The sequence below is a fragment of the Caballeronia sordidicola genome (genome assembly GCF_000729995.1).
In the GTDB taxonomy this organism is placed as follows: Bacteria; Pseudomonadota; Gammaproteobacteria; order Burkholderiales; family Burkholderiaceae; genus Caballeronia; species Caballeronia sordidicola_A.
On record NZ_JNFG01000005.1, the window covers coordinates 178,825 to 196,466 of the forward strand.

The following is a 17,642-nucleotide window of genomic DNA, read 5'->3' on the forward strand; positions in this document are numbered from 1 at the left end:
ATGACTAACCCTATCGCCGATCTGAACACGCTGCTTGCATCCATGTCGCCCGAACTTCAGCCGGGCGTGTTCGTGTATGCAAGCGTGCCTTTTAGCCATGACCTTGGGGATATTGTCCCGCTTGCGACGTTCCGGGAGCGCGAAGGGCTGACGATTATCGTGGAAGAGGGCGAGGCATCGAGAGCGGGCATTGAGCCCTTATTCCGTGCGGCCTGGATCACGCTCACCGTCCACTCTGACCTTCAGGCAGTCGGCTTGACGGCAGCCTTCGCCACCGCGCTCGGCAGGGCAAACATCAGTTGCAATGTGGTTGCGGGGGCGTACCACGATCACATCTTCGTGCCGATCGAATCGGCGGATGCCGCCATGGCTGCGCTGCAACGGCTTCAGCGCAATGGGCTGTAGATGTTTGCTCGCGATGGTGGACGGGGTTGGGGACGGTGGTTCGGGTTGGGACGAGTTGCCAGGTTCCAGGGTTAGTGGTCAGAGTCATTGACGGCCCGGTCGAACTTCGCGTCGGCCGCGTGCGGTGTTGATTACGCGCCGCAGCGCTGAGGCGTGGGAACGGCATTTCGAGAAGTATGCCGCGAACGATGACAGCGCCAGCAACGCGGCTAGACCCCGCCCACGCCGCTACCGACGAACAAAGGGCGCGGTGTAGGCCGATGCTTTAATCGCTTGGTGGTGTGTCTTGTGCGTCCGCGTGCTTCGTTACCGTAATCATCGGGGTTAGCTCTGGTTGCGATGCCGCAAGCAGGCGAAACACCAAGCCGCCGATACTCCGAGCGACCTCGTCATCGAGTCTAAAATTTGAATCTGCGAGTGGCCACGGATTGACAAGTGCCTGACTCATAAGAGCGTCGGCTGACGTGCGTGGGACGGTGCATATATTGAAGCTCTGACTGTCTTCATCGAACGTGATTAACACCACCCTCGGCTTGCGCGTGGTCAAAATATCTCTCCTTTACCTGCCAAAAAGCGGCCTAAACGATCCGCCGCGCGTTCCTCGCACATGCCCCATGAGGACGATTGAGTCGCACGCCACGCGCTGCACTCTTCCATATCCAGAGTTGCTTGGCGTCATTAATAACCCCTCCATTGGTGGTATCTATCGAAAGCGTTTTGTTTGCATAACGTCGTCATGCGTGCGCCGCCCATATGAAAAGCGAGCGGTGACCGCACGGTCGAACTTCGCACTGGGCGTGAAAGGTGTTGATTACGCGCCGCCGCGCCGAAGCGTGGGATCGGCGATGTGAGAAGGATCCCGCGACGATGATTCTACTCGGGCGACGGGCTAGCGGTGGGCGTGCGTGGAATAGGTTCATTAGTTGTGTTTATAATCGCTTTCAGTTCTGGATATGAGAGCGCCAACGCGTTAAGGATACCCGCGCCGATGCGCCGCGCGAACTCATCGTCTAGCAAATATCCGTGATCGCCCCGCGCTGCGACTTCATCAAAAAAAACCGGATACTTCAGCGCATGTGCGATGACGTTTTCGACCTCGACGCGCTTAACTTGATACAACGAAATCGATTCATCGTCGGGCGAAAAATCGACTAGGACACTTCGTATCGGGTGAGATGGGCTCATTAATAACCTCTGCATTGTTGATATCTGTCGAAAGCGTTTTGCTTGCATAGTGCCGTGGCTCTTGCGCCCCCGATTGACGGCGCTAGTGCATTACAAAAATCAAGCTCGCTCTCGTACTCTGCGAAACAATCCGCTTCATGCGCCTCACTGACACCGCGCGCCGCTATTGACAATACATCATTGCCGGTAGCGCTCTCGCTGTATTCAAACGGCGCGGCATCGCCTAGCGGCGTGCTTCCTCCGCCAATCCCGGTCACATCGCCAAGGTCGCAAGCGTCGTTGTCACCGGACGATGGCAGGATCGACGCAACATCAGAAACCACGCGTACAACCGACAATGCAAGCGCGCTTATCTTTTCACTGGCGGCGCGCGCGGCAATGTTTCGCGCTTGCGCTTCCGCCATCGTTTCAACGTGCCGGAACGGTTTCTGTAGTGCCCGAGATTCCCGTGCGATACGCTCATCGATCTCCTGGTTATACGCCTTCAGGTCATCTCGGTATGCTTTCGACCGGGCCGCGTAGCTGCTGGCGCGTTCGGCAATGTCCCGTTCATAAGCTTCATAGTCGAATTCGCGCGCCGGAACGAAACCGTCGTGGGCGATGTAAGCGGGTTCCGCTCGCACAATCACCACATCCCCGTTGCGCAGTTCCCGGCAAAGCGCGTCGATAATGTTCTTCGGGCTTTCACCGTATGGGCTAGGCCGGTAAGACGGGAACGAATCGATAAGAAACTTTTGCACGCGCTCGACTAGCTCGGGCTGGCTCGCCCAATGCTCGATATTAGCGGCCTTGAACAGCGCTTTTCCGGCATCTAGCGCTTCCTGCTGTTTTTCCGTTCTCATGTTTCGCGCGTAGTCCCACTTTTTATAAAGCAGGAAGCGATAGCGGCCATACCGCATCAGTTCGGTTGTCATCTCAGTTATTTTGTAGTTGCAACGCCCCTGACGCTAACGCACTTTTCCGCGCGTCCATCTCAATAAACGGACGGGCACGCGGGCGGTGACTCCTTTGGGGTTTGCATCAAGAAATACTGGAACGAGCACCTTGACCCCAACCCCACCCACCTCCCTCCCGCGTCACTGGTATGCTGGCGGCCTCATCCCACCCAGAAAAGCACCAATTCAAGATGGCAACGCAGGACAAAGCACTCGCTTTAAAGAAGATGAAATGGTTCGCCGCCGGCCTCCTGGTCGCGGCCGCCGCACTATTCCTGCTCGCCAAGAGCCAGCACGACGCCGGCGCCTGGGCGTGGGTCTCGGCCTTCGCCGAAGCCGCGATGGTCGGCGCGCTGGCCGACTGGTTCGCGGTCGTCGCGCTGTTCCGCCACCCGCTCGGACTCCCGATCCCCCACACGGCCATCCTGCCGGCGAACAAGGCGCGGGTCGCCGATAACCTCGCCGAATTCGTCCGCGACAAATTCCTGGGCACCGACGCGCTGGTCGCCCGCGTGAACGCCTTCGATCCTGCCGGCCGCCTCGCGATCTGGCTGGCCGAACCGGTGAACGCGGCGCTGCTGGGCGCAAAAGCCGTCGCGGCAGCGGGCCAGATGCTCGAATTCGTCGACGATGAACGCGTCAAAACGATGCTCCACGAAGCCCTGCGCCGCCGCGCCGAACAGTTTGACCTGGCGGGCGCGGTAGGCGGATTGCTGTCGACGCTGACGGCGGATCGGCGCCATCAAATGCTGCTCGACGAGGGCCTGCGAGAACTCGCGCAATGGCTCGATCGCGAGGAAGTGCAGGCCATCCTCGCGGCCAAGATCCTCGACGTTGCGGGCGAGGAATATCCGAAGCTGATCGGCATGCTCGGTTTCGTAGGCCTGAGCGCCGAAGACCTCGGCAACAAGTTCGCTGGCGGCCTGGTGCGCGGCGCGAACAAGTGGCTGCACGACATCAGCGAAAACCCGGAACACGAGCGCCGTCAGTCGTTCGACAGGACGGTGGAAGGATTCATCGAACGCCTGAAAACGGACCCGGCATTCCGCGCGCGCATCGACCAGCACAAGCGTGAATGGCTCGAACGCCCGGAATTGCGCACCTACGTGAACGGCCTGTGGGACGAATTCAAGGACTGGTTGCGCCGCGATCTCGCGCAAGCGGATTCGACGCTGCACAAAAAGGTGACCGGCGCGTCGGCATCGTTCGCGGCGGCGCTGGGCAACGACCCGGCGTTGCGTGAATCGATCAACGAGCACATGCGCGATGCGCTCAAGTCGCTTGCGCCGGACCTGCGCGACGGGATCGCCAAGCATATTGCCGCGACCGTGCGCAATTGGGACGACGCCACGCTCGTGCGCGACGTGGAACTGAGCGTGGGCCGCGACTTGCAGTTCATTCGCGTGAACGGCACGCTGGTGGGCGGTGCGGTCGGCCTGATCATTCACGCAGTCTCCATGTTCATGGTTTAAGCTGCGGAATAAGATCCTTGTAGCCGCGCTCAGCTAATTTCCTCCGGAAGAGACCGAACATGACGGACCCGAACGCCGCGTTGATCCAGCGTTTCTACGAAGCCTTTCAGCGCTCCGACGCTGAAGCCATGGCCGCGTGCTACGCGCCCGACGTGCAGTTCAGCGATCCGGTGTTCGGCGTGTTGCGAGGCCGCGAGGCCTCGGACATGTGGCGCATGCTGATTTCTCGCGCCACGGAATTCTCACTGACCTTCAGCGACATCCAGACCGTCGGCCAGACGGCGACGGCGAAATGGGTCGCGACCTATCAGTTCACGCAGACCGGGCGCAAGGTGGTCAATCGTATCAACGCGCGCTTTGCGATCCGGGATGGCCTGATTGTCGAACATCACGACAGCTTCGATCTCTGGACCTGGAGCCGCCAGGCACTTGGACTCAAGGGTGTGCTGCTCGGCTGGTCGTCGTTCGTACAGAACAAGATCCGGGCGCAGGCGAGCAAGGGTCTTCGGGCATACCGGCAGCAACCCCAAAAATGACCCGCCTCGAATGTCCGGCCAGCGAAGGCTGTCTCAACGACGAATGGCTTGAAGCCGATGCTTTTGGCGGCTTTGCATCGGGCACAGCCGGCACCGAACGGACCCGCAGATATCACGCGCTGCTTCTCACGGCCACGCAACCGCCGGCGGGGCGCATGGTGCTGGTGAACGGCGTGGAGGCCTGGCTGGAGGATGCCTCGGGACAGACGCGCATTCCACTGTCCATGCAGCGTTATGGCTCAGGTTCGGTCTGGCCGGACCCATCTGAAAGCCTGCTTTCCTTCGATACCGAGCCGTGGCCCACATGGCGCTTCCAGGTCGGCGACAACCATATCCTGACCGCCGAACTATTCGTCGCGAGGCAGAGCGCGCAGACGGTGCTGCGCTGGCGGCTCGACGGCGAGGCATTCACGCTGAAGGTTCGGCCATTGCTTTCCGGGCGCGATTATCACGCGCTGCACCACGAGAACCAGGCATTTAATTTCAATTACACGGCGACCGCTGACCAGGTCCGATGGCAAGCGTATGGCGACGTGCCGGCCGTGGTCGCGGCATCGAACGGATCGTATGTTCACGCGCCCGACTGGTATCGCAACTTCTGCTATACCGTGGAGCGCGACCGCGGCATGGATTGCAACGAAGACCTCGCCACGCCCGGGGTCTTTTCGTTCGACTTATCGCTTGGCGAGGCGGTGCTCGTGTTGAGCGCAAACGAGGGCGCGAAGACGAACGCCGTCGATACCGCGAAGCAGCTCGCTGACATTGAACGGTCGCGCCGCGCAGCCTACCCGACGCCGCTGCATCGTTCCGCCGATGCCTACATCGTGGCGCGAAACGAGGGCAGCACGATCCTCGCCGGTTTCCCGTGGTTTACTGATTGGGGCCGCGACACCTTCATCGCGATGCGCGGCCTGCTGATCGCATCCGGCCGATACGACGACGCCGAATCGATCCTGCTCGAATGGGCCGGCACCCTCTCCGAAGGCATGCTGCCGAATCGTTTTCCGGACAGTGGCGCGCCGGAATACAACTCGGTGGATGCATCGTTGTGGTTTGTGATTGCCGTGCACGACTTTCTCGCTACGGGCCACGCTCAAGCGGGAACATGCGACCGGTTGCAGCAAGCTGTTGATGGCATTCTCGACGGCTACTCAAGCGGCACGCGCTTCAGGATCTCCGCGGACCCCGATGATGGTTTGCTCCGGGCCGGCGTTCCCGGCGTGCAACTGACGTGGATGGATGCGAAGGTGGGCGACTGGGTGGTGACGCCGCGCATCGGCAAGCCGGTGGAAGTGCAGGCGTTGTGGATCAACGCACTGCGCATAGCGGCTGCATGGAACCCACGCTGGACGGAGCCGGCCGCGCGCGCCGCTCACTTTTTCCAGCAACGTTTCATCGATCCCGCCAGCGGTGCGCTCTACGACGTAGTCGATGCCGATCACGAGCCGGGCAAGCTCGACCGCTCCATCCGTCCAAACCAGCTTTTTGCCGTGGGCGGGCTGCCGTTCGCGGTGATCGACAATGGCGCGACGGCTCGCGCAGTCGTCGATCAATGCGAGCAGCTTTTGCTGACGCCGCTCGGGCTCAGGACCCTGTCACCGAATGACCCCGCCTACAAGGGCCATTACACCGGCGCCCCGCTGGAACGCGACGGTGCTTACCACCAGGGCACCGTCTGGCCGTGGCTGATAGGGCCGTTTGTGGATGCATGGCTGCGGGTTCATGGCGACGATCAGTCATCGAAAGCCGTGGCGCGCGAGCGCTTTCTCAGGCCGCTGCGCGGCCATCTGCACCATGCGGGCCTGGACCACATTTCCGAAGTCGCGGACGGCGACGCACCGCATACGCCCGGCGGCACGCCATTCCAGGCGTGGTCGCTCGGCGAACTCATGCGCGTCGAACGTCTGCTCAATGCCAATTCCCCAGATCCTGCCGATCCTGCCGAGATACCGCAAACGCGCTAGATTATCGGTCTTTCCGTCACGCTTTTAGTCAAGGACGTCCCATGCCGCCACTGCGCGCCACCAAGTCACTCGACACCATTGAAGGAGCCCGGCTCCATTCCACCGACTGTTCACGCTGGCAACGCTGGGGACCATACCTCAGCGAGCGTCAGTGGGGCACGGTGCGCGAGGACTACAGCGAAAACGGCACCGCCTGGGACTATTTTCCGCACGATCATGCGCGCAGCCGCGCCTATCGCTGGGGCGAAGACGGCATTGCCGGATTCGGCGACGATCACCTCAACTGGTGCGTCTCGCTTGCAATGTGGAACGGCCAGGACCCGATCCTCAAGGAACGTTTGTTTGGCCTGACGAATTCGCAGGGAAACCACGGCGAGGACGTCAAGGAGCTGTACTTCTACGTCGATGGCACGCCGACGCATTCCTACATGCGCATGCTTTACAGGTACCCGCATGCCGCGTACCCCTACGACGATCTCGTCGCTGAAAACGGCCGCCGCGGCGCGGACATGCCGGAGTACGAAGTGCTCGACACGGGCGTGTTTGAAGACGACGCGTATTTCGACGTCCATGTCGAATATGCGAAAAATACGCCTGAAGATATCGTGATGCGCGTGACGGTCGAGAATCGCGGGGATCGCGCCGCGTCGCTCGATCTGCTGCCGCAGATCTGGGCACGCAATACATGGGCGTGGCAGCCGTCGAAGAAACCTTCACTCACCTTGCAATCGGACGCGAAGGGCAGCCGCGTGATCGCCGAAAGCGACGGCCATGAGCCACTGGTGGTGACGGCCGAAGCGCGTGGTGACGCCACGGTCAACTGGCTGTTCTGCGAGAACGAAACCAATGTCAGGCGCCTGTTCGGCTCGGAGGGGGCGGGACCGTTCAAGGACGGCTTCAACGACTACATCGTGCACGGCGAAGAAAGCGCTGTCCGGCGCGACACCGGCACCCGCGCCGCCGCGCATGTACACCTCGAGTTTGAACCCAAAAGCCGCACGGTGATGACCCTGCGCTGGCGCCCGGCGTCGGATGCGGACTGCCAGCGGCAAGTGCTTGATATCGACGCGCTGTTCGCCCGCCGGATTGCCGAAGCGGATGCTTTTTACGCGGGCCTGCAGCACGAAATGGACGACGCCGACCAGCGGCTCGTACAACGCCAGGCGCTGGCGGGCATGCTGTGGTCGAAACAGTATTACCACTTCGATATCACCCGCTGGATGGACGGCGATCCGTTGCAGCCGGCGCCGCCGGAGTCGCGCAAGCGCGGCCGCGACGCTGACTGGCGGCATCTGTTCAATTCGGACATTGTCTCGATGCCGGACAAGTGGGAATACCCGTGGTACGCGTCGTGGGATCTCGCGTTTCATGCGGCGGCGTTTGCACTGATTGATCCGGCATTTGCGAAGAAACAATTGCTGTTGCTGGTGAAAGATCGCTACCAGCATCCGAACGGGCAACTCCCGGCCTACGAATGGGCGTTCGGCGACGCCAATCCGCCGGTTCACGCATGGGCGACATGGCGCGTCTATGAAATCGATCGTGTGATCACGGGCAAGCCCGACCGCGACTTCCTGGAGCTTGTATTCCACAAGCTGCTGTTGAACTTCTCGTGGTGGGTGAACCGCAAGGACGCCGACGGCCGCAACATTTTCCAGGGCGGTTTCCTCGGGCTGGACAACGTCGGCATCTTCGACCGCGGGGCGCCGTTGCCAACGGGCGGCCGTATCGACCAGTCGGATGGCACCGCATGGATGGCCGCGTATGCGCTCGACCTGATGCGCATTGCGCTGGAACTGGCTGTGGCGAATCACGTGTTCGTCGATATCGGCGTGAAGTTCTTTGAGCATTTCCTGTACATCGCCGAAGCGGTGGGTTCCAGCGATACTTGCGACACCGGCCTCTGGGATGAACGCGACGAGTTCTTCTACGACGTGCTGCAGCTCCCCGACGGCACGAGCGTGCCAATGCGCATTCGCTCTATCGTCGGCCTGATTCCGCTGTTTGCGGTGCATGTGCTGGAAGAGCATTTGCACGGCCAGTTGCCTGGGCTGCGGGACCGGCTCACCTGGTTCCTTGAGCACCGCCCCGATCTGGCCAAGCTGGTGTCACGCTGGAACGAGCCGGGCAAGGGCAATAGCCTGCTGCTGTCGGTGCTGCGCGGACATCGCATGAAAGCGCTGCTCAGGCGCATGCTCGACGAAAGCGAGTTCCTGTCGGACTACGGCGTGCGGGCGTTGTCGCGGGTGCACCGGGACAATCCGTTTGTGCTCGAGCACAACGGCGACCGCTTCTGCATAGCGTACCTGCCGGCGGAATCGGATTCTCGCGTGTTCGGCGGCAACTCGAACTGGCGCGGGCCGATCTGGATGCCGGTCAACTACTTGCTGATCGAGTCGCTATACGAATTCCATCGTTATTACGGCGATGATTTTCGCGTGGAATATCCGACCGGATCTGGCCAGAACCTTTCACTGAGCGACATAGCCGATGAACTCGCGCGACGCCTGACGCGTCTGTTCCTGAAGGACAAGAGCGGTGTTCGCCCGGTCATGGCCGCGTATCCGCAACTGCAGGCCGACCCGCGCTCGGAGGACCTCGTGCTGTTCCACGAGTACTTTCATGGCGATACAGGGCGCGGCGTGGGCGCGTCGCATCAGACGGGCTGGAGCGGGCTGGTCGCGTTGCTGTTGCAGCCGCGTGTGAGCGTGATCGCGCAGAGCCTGCCGGTCGGCGGCGGGGTCCAGCCCGAAGTGGAACTGGCGACGAAGTGATGAAGTGACGGGGCAGGCGGGCGGCGAGTCGGCCACCGCAGGCCGACCGCCGCCGCCAAACCCGCGTCATTCGTTATTGCACAACATCAACACCTTCTCTGCATCGGTGCATGGGCGCTTCGGTGCGTGCTGCGTCACGGGCGCCGTGTCGCTTCCCGTAGACGCCATCTTGCGGATGCATGCCCGCAAGCGCTTTTCTGTTGGCGGATAGTATTTCCAGCCGCGAGTGAGCGGCGGCAATTCCATCTTCACCTGCTTCCATTTCGGATGGCCGTTGGCCTGCAGTTCATCGAAGTGGGTGCAGAGCGAGTCGGCGAATTGCGTCATCGCCCCGACGGTGCCGCGCAGGTTGTAATCGTAGGTGACGAGAAACGCCTTGACGGTAAGCGTCGGCGAGTCTTCCTTGATCCAGTTCGGATAACTGGATGGTCGGATGGTGGCTGCGAAATAGGTCTGCTCGGCACGCGTTGTTTCTGGCACTGCAGGATCGAGCTTGAGCAGCTTGAGCTGGCCCAGCAGGTCCGAGTTCAGATCCTGAAACAGCTTGGCCGGCTGTCCCACCACGATTATCGCTACATCCAGTTTGCGCACAATCAGCTTCGCGAGCGCCTCCTCGTTGCTGTAGTGCTGCATGTTCTGGTCGGGGATCGGTTCGTTGAACATCAGCTTGTAAACCGTGGTCGCGGATTGCGCCGTGCCGCTGCCGATCAGCCCGACACTGATGTTCTTGTCCTTGATCTCATGAATGTAGTTCAGCGGCGAATCTGATCGTACAACGAAGTAAATCTCTTCGTTATACAACGGCATGATGAGCCGCAGCGGCTGGATGATCTTGCCTGCTTCCTCGTTGCCGGCTTTCGCCATATCGACGTAAGCCTGGTACACGTCCGACTGCACGAGCGCAAATTTCACGCCCGGCTCGTAACGCATGCGCTGCACGTTTTCGGCAGAGCCTTTTGATGCGAGCACATCGAGGTTCATGCCAATCGGATCAGCAACTATCTTCGCCAGGTCCTGGCCTATCTGGATGTAAGTGCCGCGTTCCGGCCCGGTGACGATCTTGTAGTCGGCTTGCGCATGAGCCTCCGCAACGAGGCCGGCGAGCCCGAAGAGGGCGAACAGCATGAGGAAAGTCTTGTGCATGATGTCGTTTCAGTCGTTCTAATGTGTTGGCCAACTTTCATTACACGGATAGACCACGGTGGCCTGCGTCTCCCGGCGCGGCCTTCAATCTCCTTAAAGTCTCCTGTTCAGAATCTCCTGTCTCCCGCCTTGGCTTCTACTGCGGCGTCGAGCGTTGGGCCGATGACGGCTTCTTGCTCCATCCCGACTCCAGGATCGCGCGCTCTTCGTCGTCCGGATTGCTCGCCTTGAAGGCGGGCGCACGCGGTTGCGCCGCACTGGCCGCGTTGTCTCCTGACGCGAGCGTGCGGCGGACCGTGGGCGACGGTTGACGAGTCATGCTTTGCACACTTGCCGGCGGACCGTTTGCCGCAACGCGAGGCGACACAACGCCCGCCCGCACCGGGACGGCTTCGCTGACCGGTGCGAGTGGCCGTGTCACCACCGGCGGCGAGGCGGTATCGACTGGAACCTGGGTAGCGGTCGCCGCGCTGCGTACCGGTGCCGTGGCGGGCATCGCGTCGGTTCCGTCAGGCATGGGGACAAACGCGGGTGCTGGCGGACGAGGCGGCGCGGCCTGTTGCGGCGACGGGGGATACGGCGACGATGTGAGCTGAGCCTGCGAGCCCGTGCCTAGGCGTGCCGGTTCCGGAACGGTCCGCGAGGTGGCAGGCGCGCGCATGGTCGTGGCGACTACGGGCGCGGCCGGTGCAACTGGCACGGGAGTCCGGATAGGCGTAGGCACTCTCATCGCGGCGACCGCACGGGCATGCTCGGCGGCCGAGACGGCGGCGGTGGGCCTATGCGTTGACGCAGGGGGAAGTGTGGCCGCCACGGTGGCCGCCACGGTGGCCGCCACGCGCGGTCCGGGCGCCGCCACGGGCGCTGGCGCGGCGGGCGCCACGGCAGCTGTCTGCGTCTTGTTGTGGGGTGGGGCATGCGCCGTTGTGGTCGGGGGCGCGGTTGTATTAAGCCAGCCCGAGCGGGAGATCGCGTGCTCGACGAATTTTTGTGCTTCGACATTGCCGGTATCGATCGCCAGCACGTCACGGGCGTTCTGAAGCACGCACAACCACGAGCCGGTTGATTCGCAACCGCGTGCGACTTGCAGCATCTCGTCGCGAGTGTGTTCCAGTCCGGTGAGGTCCGCCAGGGTCCGCTGCGAATTGGCGGTGCTCAGTTGCGACGCCGGGATCTTCGAGAAACGCTTGCGCGCCGTGGTCAGGTCGCCCCGCGCGATGGCATCGCGTGCGGCCAGCAGGTTATCGGCCGGATTGGCCAGCGCCGCACTCGAGCGGCCGGAGGGTTCCGTGGGCAAGGTTTCGCGGGCGGCAACGGAGGGTGCTGCTGCCGTTTGCGCCTGCCTGACGGCTGCTGCAGACCTGGCAAGGGCGTCCATCGGCGCCGCTGTGACCGCGGGCGCAGGCGTGCCTTGCGCGGGTTTCATATCGATGGCGCCATACGCGCTGTGTTTCGCGGGCGGCTCGGAACGGGGAGTGTCGTCACCGCTGCCGCCGTGCTGCGAATAGATGATGCCGCCGGCCGCGAGGGCCACGGCTACCGCGCCCAGCGTGACGATTTTCGACGTCTCCCAGCGCTGCTCTCCGGCGCCGGCCGGTTCGGACGCTTCGGACACGCTCGGGTAGGGCGACGGGATGTTCAGGGCTTCGCGGTGCGCGCCGAAGGGCAGGCGCAGGCCCGTTGAGAGCGCGACGGTCTTCGCGGCGCCGAAGCTCGGGCCATGATCAGCGCCGCAATGCGGACAAGTGTCGGCATCGCCCGGAATGTCGTTGCCGCAACGCTTGCAGGTCACGGTATCGCGGGATGTGGGAAAGAAGAGACGGGCCATGCCAGAAACCTCCCGGGACACAAGGTTGTCCTTCCCGCTCTCGTGTCCGGTTTAATCGGACAAAACGGTCACTCGTATGATGAAATGCTTCGGACTCCCTAGGCTGGACAGTCACCGAGGGAGCCAGAACCAATATGTGACATCTCCGAGGCGGCGTCAACACGCGCGTGAGCAGCGCTGCAACACCCGTGCCGCGCGACTCAAATGGCTGCTTTGGCCGCGCCGCTCAGGGCGCTGGCGAACGGGCAAAAAGCAGCTGCTGGTTTCGTCGGCAAGCGCCTAGGTTCTGTCCGAATATGGCGCTTCGCGGCAGGCCGAAACAGGCCCCTGCGCGTCCGGAAACAACAACCGAAGCCCATTATTTTCTGGTGTCGGCGCTGAAAAGCACATTGCGTAATAAATTTGAGCCAGACTCGCAATTTGATAGGATGTAAGCGCGCCGCGAGAGGCTGGGCGCAGCACCCCACAGGCGGTCAAAAATACAAATGACTCACCATCTGATGCTCGCCGCCCGACCTCGGCAATTCACCCCGGCAATAAGCCTGGAGAAGGGACATACCGATGGACATGCCGTCTAAGGGCGAGAATGCGCAGCTCATACGGATCACCTGGCCGTTCCTGGTCGTCATTCTTGTCCTCGTTTCGCTCGCCATTTTCAGTATCGACATCATGTCGTCGGTGCGTGCTTACATTGGCGGGGAAAGCATCTGGTCGAAGGGCCAGAAAGACGCGGCTTTCTATCTGAACCTGTACGCCGAAACCGGCTCCGAAAGCACCTACAAGCAATATCTGACCGCCATGGAAGGCCCGCGCAACCTGCGTACGGCCCGTCTGGCGCTCGACCAGAGCAAGCCCGACCCGACTACCGCGCGCCGGGCGCTGATCGCAAGCGGCGTGCATCCCGACGACGTCGGCGACGTCATCTGGACCTTCAAGATGTTCCGCCACGTCAGTTATTTCAGTGAAGCGGTCGGGTACTGGTCGCGCGGCGACGCCGAACTGGCGAAGCTGGAGCGGGTCGGCAATGAGTTGCATGCGCGGGTCGCGGGCGGCAGCTTGCCCTTGAGTCTCGTCAGTGCTTACAAGTCGCAGATAGGGACCATCAACGCGACCATTGCGCCGCTGTCATGGGGTTTCTCGCAGGTATTGGGTACCGCATTCCGCAAGACTGCGTCGCTGCTGCTGACCGTCGACCTGGTCGCCGCGCTGCTGCTCGTGTGCCTTTCAACGGTGCATGTGCGGCGGCTGATCAGGCAGCGCGGGCACATTGAAGCGGCGCTCAAGCAGAGCGAGGCGCGCGCCAAGGCGACGCTCGGTTCGATCGGCGAGGCCGTGATCGCGACGGGGCCGTCGGGGCATATCGAATTCATCAACCCGGCGGCCGAGCGGATCGCCGGATGTCTGGCGGACGACTGTCTCGGACGGCCGCTGGTCCAGACCTTCAGGCTGCTGCACGCTCACAGCCGCCAGCCGCTCGACCCGATCGAGGACGCCCGGGCGGGCACGCGCCCGGATGGAGAAGCCGCAGAAATGCTGCTGCAGCAGCGTGACGGCGCCGAGATTCGCGTGCAGGCGGTGACGTCGCGGATCAGCGCAGCCGGTGCAAGTCCCAACATGGCCGATGCGCAAGCCGGCTTCGTGCTGATCCTGCGCAACATGACCCGCGAGTACGAATATATCGAGAGTCTTGCCTGGCAAGCGACGCATGACGGGCTCACGGCGCTCGTTAACCGCGCCGAATTCGAGCGGCGTCTGCAACACGCGCTGGGTACGCGCTGGAGCGAGGTGGCGTCGTGGCTGCCGGCGGCGTCCGCCCTCCTGTTTCTCGATCTCGACCGCTTCAAGGTGGTCAACGACACCTGCGGGCACGCGGCCGGCGACGCCATGCTGCGTGAAGTCGCGTTGCGCTTCGAAGCCAGCCTGCAACCGGACGACACGCTCGCGCGGCTGGGCGGCGACGAGTTCGGCGTGCTGCTGCAGGGTTACGATACCCCGGGCATCCAGGCGGTCGCGGAACGCCTGCGCGCGTGCCTGAATGACTTTGTCTTCCACTGGGAGGCGCAGCCGTTCACGACCAGCGTGAGCGTCGGCGTGGTCGACTTGCGCAACACGGAAATGAGCGTGGAAGAGGCCATGCGGCTCGCCGATATCGCCTGTTACATGGCGAAGGAGCGCGGCCGCGACCGGGTGCAACTGGCGGACCTGGGCGACCGCGAACTCGCGCGCCACGCGAGCGAAGTATCGTGGGGACGACGTCTCAAGCAGGCGCTCGAACACAATCACTTCTGCCTCTACGTGCAACCCATCGTGGCCGTGGGCGATGGCTTGCCCGCCACCACCGAAGGGCAGCGCGCCGAACTGCTGCTGCGCATGCTCGACCCGGCCGTGCCCAACGGCGTGATCGCTCCAACCTTGTTCATTCCTGCGGCCGAGCGGTATGGGCTGATGACGGCTATCGACCGGTGGGTGATCCGCAATGCCTTCGATATGCTGTCAGGTATCCGTCATAAGCGCTTCAAGGAGTATGCGATCAACCTGTCGGGCGCCTCGGTGGGCGACGAGCGTTTCCTCGGTTTCGTGCGCGAGCAATTCCAGCGCACGGGCGTCTCTCCTGGCATGATCTGTTTCGAAATTACGGAAACCACCGCGATTGCCAACCTGGCGTCGGCGGCGCGGTTCATGCGCGAGCTGAATGCGCTCGGCTGTCATTTCGCACTCGATGACTTCGGCGCAGGCATGTCGTCGTTCGGATACCTGAAGCATCTGCCGGTGGAGTATCTGAAGATCGACGGCAGTTTCGTGACCGATATGGTGCACGATCCGGTGAGCCGCGAGATGGTCGCGGCCATCAACGAGATGGGTCATTCAATGAAATGCCGGACCATTGCGGAATATGTGGAAAGCGAAGGAATCCTGCGCGCGCTGCATGCGCTCGGGGTGGATTATGCGCAAGGGTATTACATAGGACGGCCAATGCTTTGGACAGAGCCGGCCGTTCTGACATTAGCCAAGGAGGCTTAATGGGAAGTGTGGGGGGTGGGTTTATCAGAGAGGGCGACCTCAAGAACATAGCGAGCTACCCACTTTGGTTGCAGGAAGTTTTGTTGGAAACCGGCGCGGCAAAAAGCCGTGTGACGTCTCATCCGCTGTTTCGGGCATTGCGGGACGGCGAGCTTGGCTTGAGTGAAATGCGTGCGTTCCTGATCAATGGCTGGCCGGTGATCAATCAGTTTCCGCAGTACATGGGCATGAATCTGCAGAAGATCGGACCCGAAGAAACACCGGGCTCGCGCATGGCACGGCGGTATCTCACGCGCAATATCCGTGTCGAGCAGAATCACGCCGATTACTGGGTCGACTGGGCCGCGGCCCACGACGTTTCGCGCGAGGATCTGCAAGCCGGCGAAGCGCCACCGCTAGCGTTTGCACTGAGCCACTGGTGCTGGAAAAGCAGCAATGCGGACCCGCTGCATGCGTCGATGGCGGCGACCAATTTCGCCGTTGAAGGCGTGACCGGAGAATGGTCGACGCTTCTCTGCAGCCGCGACACGCTCGCGCACAGCTACCCTGAATCGATCCGCAAGAAGACCATGCGCTGGCTGAGGCTGCACGCGCATTACGACGATGCGCACCCGTGGGAAGCGCTCGATATAGTGGCCACGTTGCTGGGCCGCGCGCCGCGCGTGGCTGATATCCGTGAAGTCAAACGCAGCATCCAGCGCAGCTATGAATACTTCGAGGTCAGCCTGAACTGCTGCCTCGAAGTCTGATTGGCCGCCGCGCTTAACTTCCCCTTGCTACTTCGATAACTGCAGCTTGCCGTCCAGCCGCCGGTTCAAACCGAGCGGATTGGCGGTTTTCAACGCATCCGGCAGCAGGCCTTCGGGCAGGTCCTGGTAGCTGACGGGGCGCAGGAACCGGTCGATGGCGAGACTGCCTACGGACGTTGATCGGCCGTCGGCGGTGGAGGGGAAAGGACCGCCGTGGACCATGGCATGTCCGACTTCCACGCCCGTACCGAAGCCATTGACCAGGATCCGCCCGGTGCGGCGTTCCAGCGCCGGCAGGAAACGGCGGGCATCGTCATGATCCGCTTCATCGATATGCAGCGCCGCCGTCAACTGCCCTTCCAGCTGTTCCACCAACTCGAGCACGGTGGCGAGATCCGGGCATCGCACGATCAGTGAAGCCGCGCCGAAAATCTCCTCATGCAATTCCGGATTCGCGCGGAACGCTGCAGCGGTAGTCGAAAACAGCGCTGCTTGCCCTTGCGTTGACCCCTTCGCCGCACAGCCTCGCGCGAGCGTCTTGACCTCACCATGCTCTGCTGTTTTGTTCACAGCCGATTCATACGCCTTGTGAATACCGGGCGTCAGCATCGTGGCGGCCGGTGTTTCGCTCAGGGCGGTAGCCGTTGCTTCGATGAACGCATCGAGTTCGGGACCGTCGATGGCCAGAACCAGACCGGGGTTCGTACAGAACTGGCCGGCGCCGAGCGCAAGCGAGCCGGCGAACGCCTTGCCGATCGCCGCGCCGCGATTTTTCAGCGCGTGCGGGAACAGCAAAACCGGGTTGATGCTGCTCATTTCGGCATATACAGGAATCGGTTCGCGACGGGCTGCCGCGAGCTTCATCAGCGCCGTGCCGCCGCCGCGCGAGCCGGTGAATCCGACCGCTTTGATACGACGATCCGAGACGAGGCCCTGGCCGACGTCGCGGCCGCTATCGAAGAGCAGGGAGAACGTGCCTTCCGGCAAACCGCAGTCCGCGACCGCTTTCTGCACGGCGCGTCCGACCAGCGCCGACGTCCCCGGGTGCGCCGAGTGCGCCTTCGCGATCACCGGGCAACCGGCGGCCAGCGCGGAGGCGGTATCGCCGCCCGCTACCGAGAACGCCAGCGGGAAGTTGCTCGCGCCGAACACAGCGACGGGGCCGACGGGCACATAACGCAAGCGCAGGTCGACGCGCGGCAGCGGCTTGCGCTCCGGTTGCGCCGGGTCGATACGCACGCCCAGGAAATCGCCTTCGCGCACGACGGCCGCGAACATGCGCAACTGGCCGACAGTCCGGCCGCGCTCGCCTTCAATGCGGCCGCGCGGCAGGCCGCTTTCGGCCACGCAGCGTTCGATCAGGACATCGCCGATATCGAGAATGTTCTGTGCGATCGTTTCCAGGAACTTGGCGCGGGTTTCAAGCGGCAGTTCGCGATAGATATCGGAAGCTTGCCAGGCGAGTGCGCAAGCTTGCTCCAGTTGGTCGAGCGAAGCGCCGCCGAAGGCGGGCGCGAGCGGCTCGCCTGTGGCGGCATTGATGCCTTTGATCGAGCCATTCGTGCCGTGAATGGTCTGTTTGCCGATCAGCAGATCGCTGGAAATTTCCATGATGGTTCGAATCCTGTAG

Annotated in this window: 12 protein-coding genes; 7 read left to right on the forward strand and 5 right to left on the reverse strand. The window is 62.4% G+C overall.

The genetic code is table 11. From position 1 onward, the window contains the following. Positions 1-405 (forward strand): ACT domain-containing protein, encoded by a 405-nt coding sequence (locus FH08_RS0105295; RefSeq protein WP_031357329.1) that lies wholly within the window; start codon positions 1-3, stop codon positions 403-405. 873 nt (positions 406-1,278) lie between these two features. Here the strand turns inward: FH08_RS0105295 and FH08_RS51670 are convergent. Both FH08_RS51670 and FH08_RS49280 read right to left on the reverse strand, forming a co-directional pair. Continuing rightward, complete coding sequence (locus FH08_RS51670; protein ID WP_235210289.1) at positions 1,279-1,524, reverse strand: hypothetical protein; 246 nt, start codon at positions 1,522-1,524, stop codon at positions 1,279-1,281. 65 nt (positions 1,525-1,589) lie between these two features. Continuing rightward, positions 1,590-2,504, reverse strand: coding sequence for a hypothetical protein (locus tag FH08_RS49280; protein WP_051887790.1), 915 nt, complete (start codon positions 2,502-2,504; stop codon positions 1,590-1,592). A gap of 212 nt (positions 2,505-2,716) precedes the next feature. Between FH08_RS49280 and FH08_RS0105315 the strand changes: the two genes are divergently transcribed. Genes FH08_RS0105315 through FH08_RS0105330 form a run of 4 tightly spaced genes read left to right on the forward strand, consistent with a single transcriptional unit; the run spans position 2,717 to position 9,271 of the window. After that, positions 2,717-3,997: a DUF445 domain-containing protein gene (locus FH08_RS0105315; RefSeq protein WP_031357333.1), complete on the forward strand. Its 1,281-nt coding sequence runs from the start codon at positions 2,717-2,719 to the stop codon at positions 3,995-3,997. Between the two features lie 59 nt (positions 3,998-4,056). Continuing rightward, positions 4,057-4,533, forward strand: coding sequence for a nuclear transport factor 2 family protein (locus FH08_RS0105320; RefSeq protein WP_031357334.1), 477 nt, complete (start codon positions 4,057-4,059; stop codon positions 4,531-4,533). After that, positions 4,530-6,497 (forward strand): amylo-alpha-1,6-glucosidase, encoded by a 1,968-nt coding sequence (locus FH08_RS0105325; RefSeq protein WP_051887794.1) that lies wholly within the window; start codon positions 4,530-4,532, stop codon positions 6,495-6,497. The genes FH08_RS0105320 and FH08_RS0105325 overlap by 4 nt, the downstream gene beginning before the upstream one ends. A gap of 41 nt (positions 6,498-6,538) precedes the next feature. Then, complete coding sequence (locus FH08_RS0105330) at positions 6,539-9,271, forward strand: MGH1-like glycoside hydrolase domain-containing protein (RefSeq protein ID WP_035565360.1); 2,733 nt, start codon at positions 6,539-6,541, stop codon at positions 9,269-9,271. A 66-nt stretch (positions 9,272-9,337) separates the two neighbouring features. Here the strand turns inward: FH08_RS0105330 and FH08_RS0105335 are convergent, their stop codons facing one another. Both FH08_RS0105335 and FH08_RS0105340 read right to left on the reverse strand, forming a co-directional pair. Next, on the reverse strand, positions 9,338-10,414 hold the full coding sequence (locus tag FH08_RS0105335; RefSeq protein ID WP_031357337.1) for a TAXI family TRAP transporter solute-binding subunit: 1,077 nt from the start codon (positions 10,412-10,414) through the stop codon (positions 9,338-9,340). Positions 10,415-10,550: 136 nt separating this feature from the next. Next, positions 10,551-12,242 (reverse strand): zinc ribbon domain-containing protein, encoded by a 1,692-nt coding sequence (locus tag FH08_RS0105340; RefSeq protein WP_031357338.1) that lies wholly within the window; start codon positions 12,240-12,242, stop codon positions 10,551-10,553. A 561-nt stretch (positions 12,243-12,803) separates the two neighbouring features. Here FH08_RS0105340 and FH08_RS0105345 point away from each other — a divergent pair. Together FH08_RS0105345 and FH08_RS0105350 are read left to right on the forward strand one after the other, a co-directional pair. Further along, positions 12,804-15,263 (forward strand): putative bifunctional diguanylate cyclase/phosphodiesterase, encoded by a 2,460-nt coding sequence (locus FH08_RS0105345; protein ID WP_051887795.1) that lies wholly within the window; start codon positions 12,804-12,806, stop codon positions 15,261-15,263. Continuing rightward, entirely contained in the window at positions 15,263-16,012 is a 750-nt protein-coding gene (locus tag FH08_RS0105350; RefSeq protein WP_031357340.1) for a TenA family transcriptional regulator, read from the forward strand. The genes FH08_RS0105345 and FH08_RS0105350 overlap by 1 nt, the downstream gene beginning before the upstream one ends. Positions 16,013-16,039: 27 nt before the next feature. Here the strand turns inward: FH08_RS0105350 and FH08_RS0105355 are convergent, their stop codons facing one another. Then, positions 16,040-17,623 (reverse strand): aldehyde dehydrogenase (NADP(+)), encoded by a 1,584-nt coding sequence (locus tag FH08_RS0105355; protein ID WP_031357341.1) that lies wholly within the window; start codon positions 17,621-17,623, stop codon positions 16,040-16,042. Positions 17,624-17,642 lie beyond the last annotated feature (19 nt).

Excerpts from the sequence above, each read along its gene's own strand:
- FH08_RS0105295 (WP_031357329.1), top strand. The coding sequence starts at position 1 with ATGACTAACCCTATCGCCGATCTGAACACGCTGCTTGCATCCATGTCG.
- FH08_RS49280 (WP_051887790.1), bottom strand. The coding sequence starts at position 2,504 with ATGACAACCGAACTGATGCGGTATGGCCGCTATCGCTTCCTGCTTTAT.
- FH08_RS0105315 (WP_031357333.1), top strand. The coding sequence starts at position 2,717 with ATGGCAACGCAGGACAAAGCACTCGCTTTAAAGAAGATGAAATGGTTC.
- FH08_RS0105320 (WP_031357334.1), top strand. The coding sequence starts at position 4,057 with ATGACGGACCCGAACGCCGCGTTGATCCAGCGTTTCTACGAAGCCTTT.
- FH08_RS0105325 (WP_051887794.1), top strand. The coding sequence starts at position 4,530 with ATGACCCGCCTCGAATGTCCGGCCAGCGAAGGCTGTCTCAACGACGAA.
- FH08_RS0105330 (WP_035565360.1), top strand. The coding sequence starts at position 6,539 with ATGCCGCCACTGCGCGCCACCAAGTCACTCGACACCATTGAAGGAGCC.
- FH08_RS0105335 (WP_031357337.1), bottom strand. The coding sequence starts at position 10,414 with ATGCACAAGACTTTCCTCATGCTGTTCGCCCTCTTCGGGCTCGCCGGC.
- FH08_RS0105340 (WP_031357338.1), bottom strand. The coding sequence starts at position 12,242 with ATGGCCCGTCTCTTCTTTCCCACATCCCGCGATACCGTGACCTGCAAG.
- FH08_RS0105345 (WP_051887795.1), top strand. The coding sequence starts at position 12,804 with ATGGACATGCCGTCTAAGGGCGAGAATGCGCAGCTCATACGGATCACC.
- FH08_RS0105350 (WP_031357340.1), top strand. The coding sequence starts at position 15,263 with ATGGGAAGTGTGGGGGGTGGGTTTATCAGAGAGGGCGACCTCAAGAAC.
- FH08_RS0105355 (WP_031357341.1), bottom strand. The coding sequence starts at position 17,623 with ATGGAAATTTCCAGCGATCTGCTGATCGGCAAACAGACCATTCACGGC.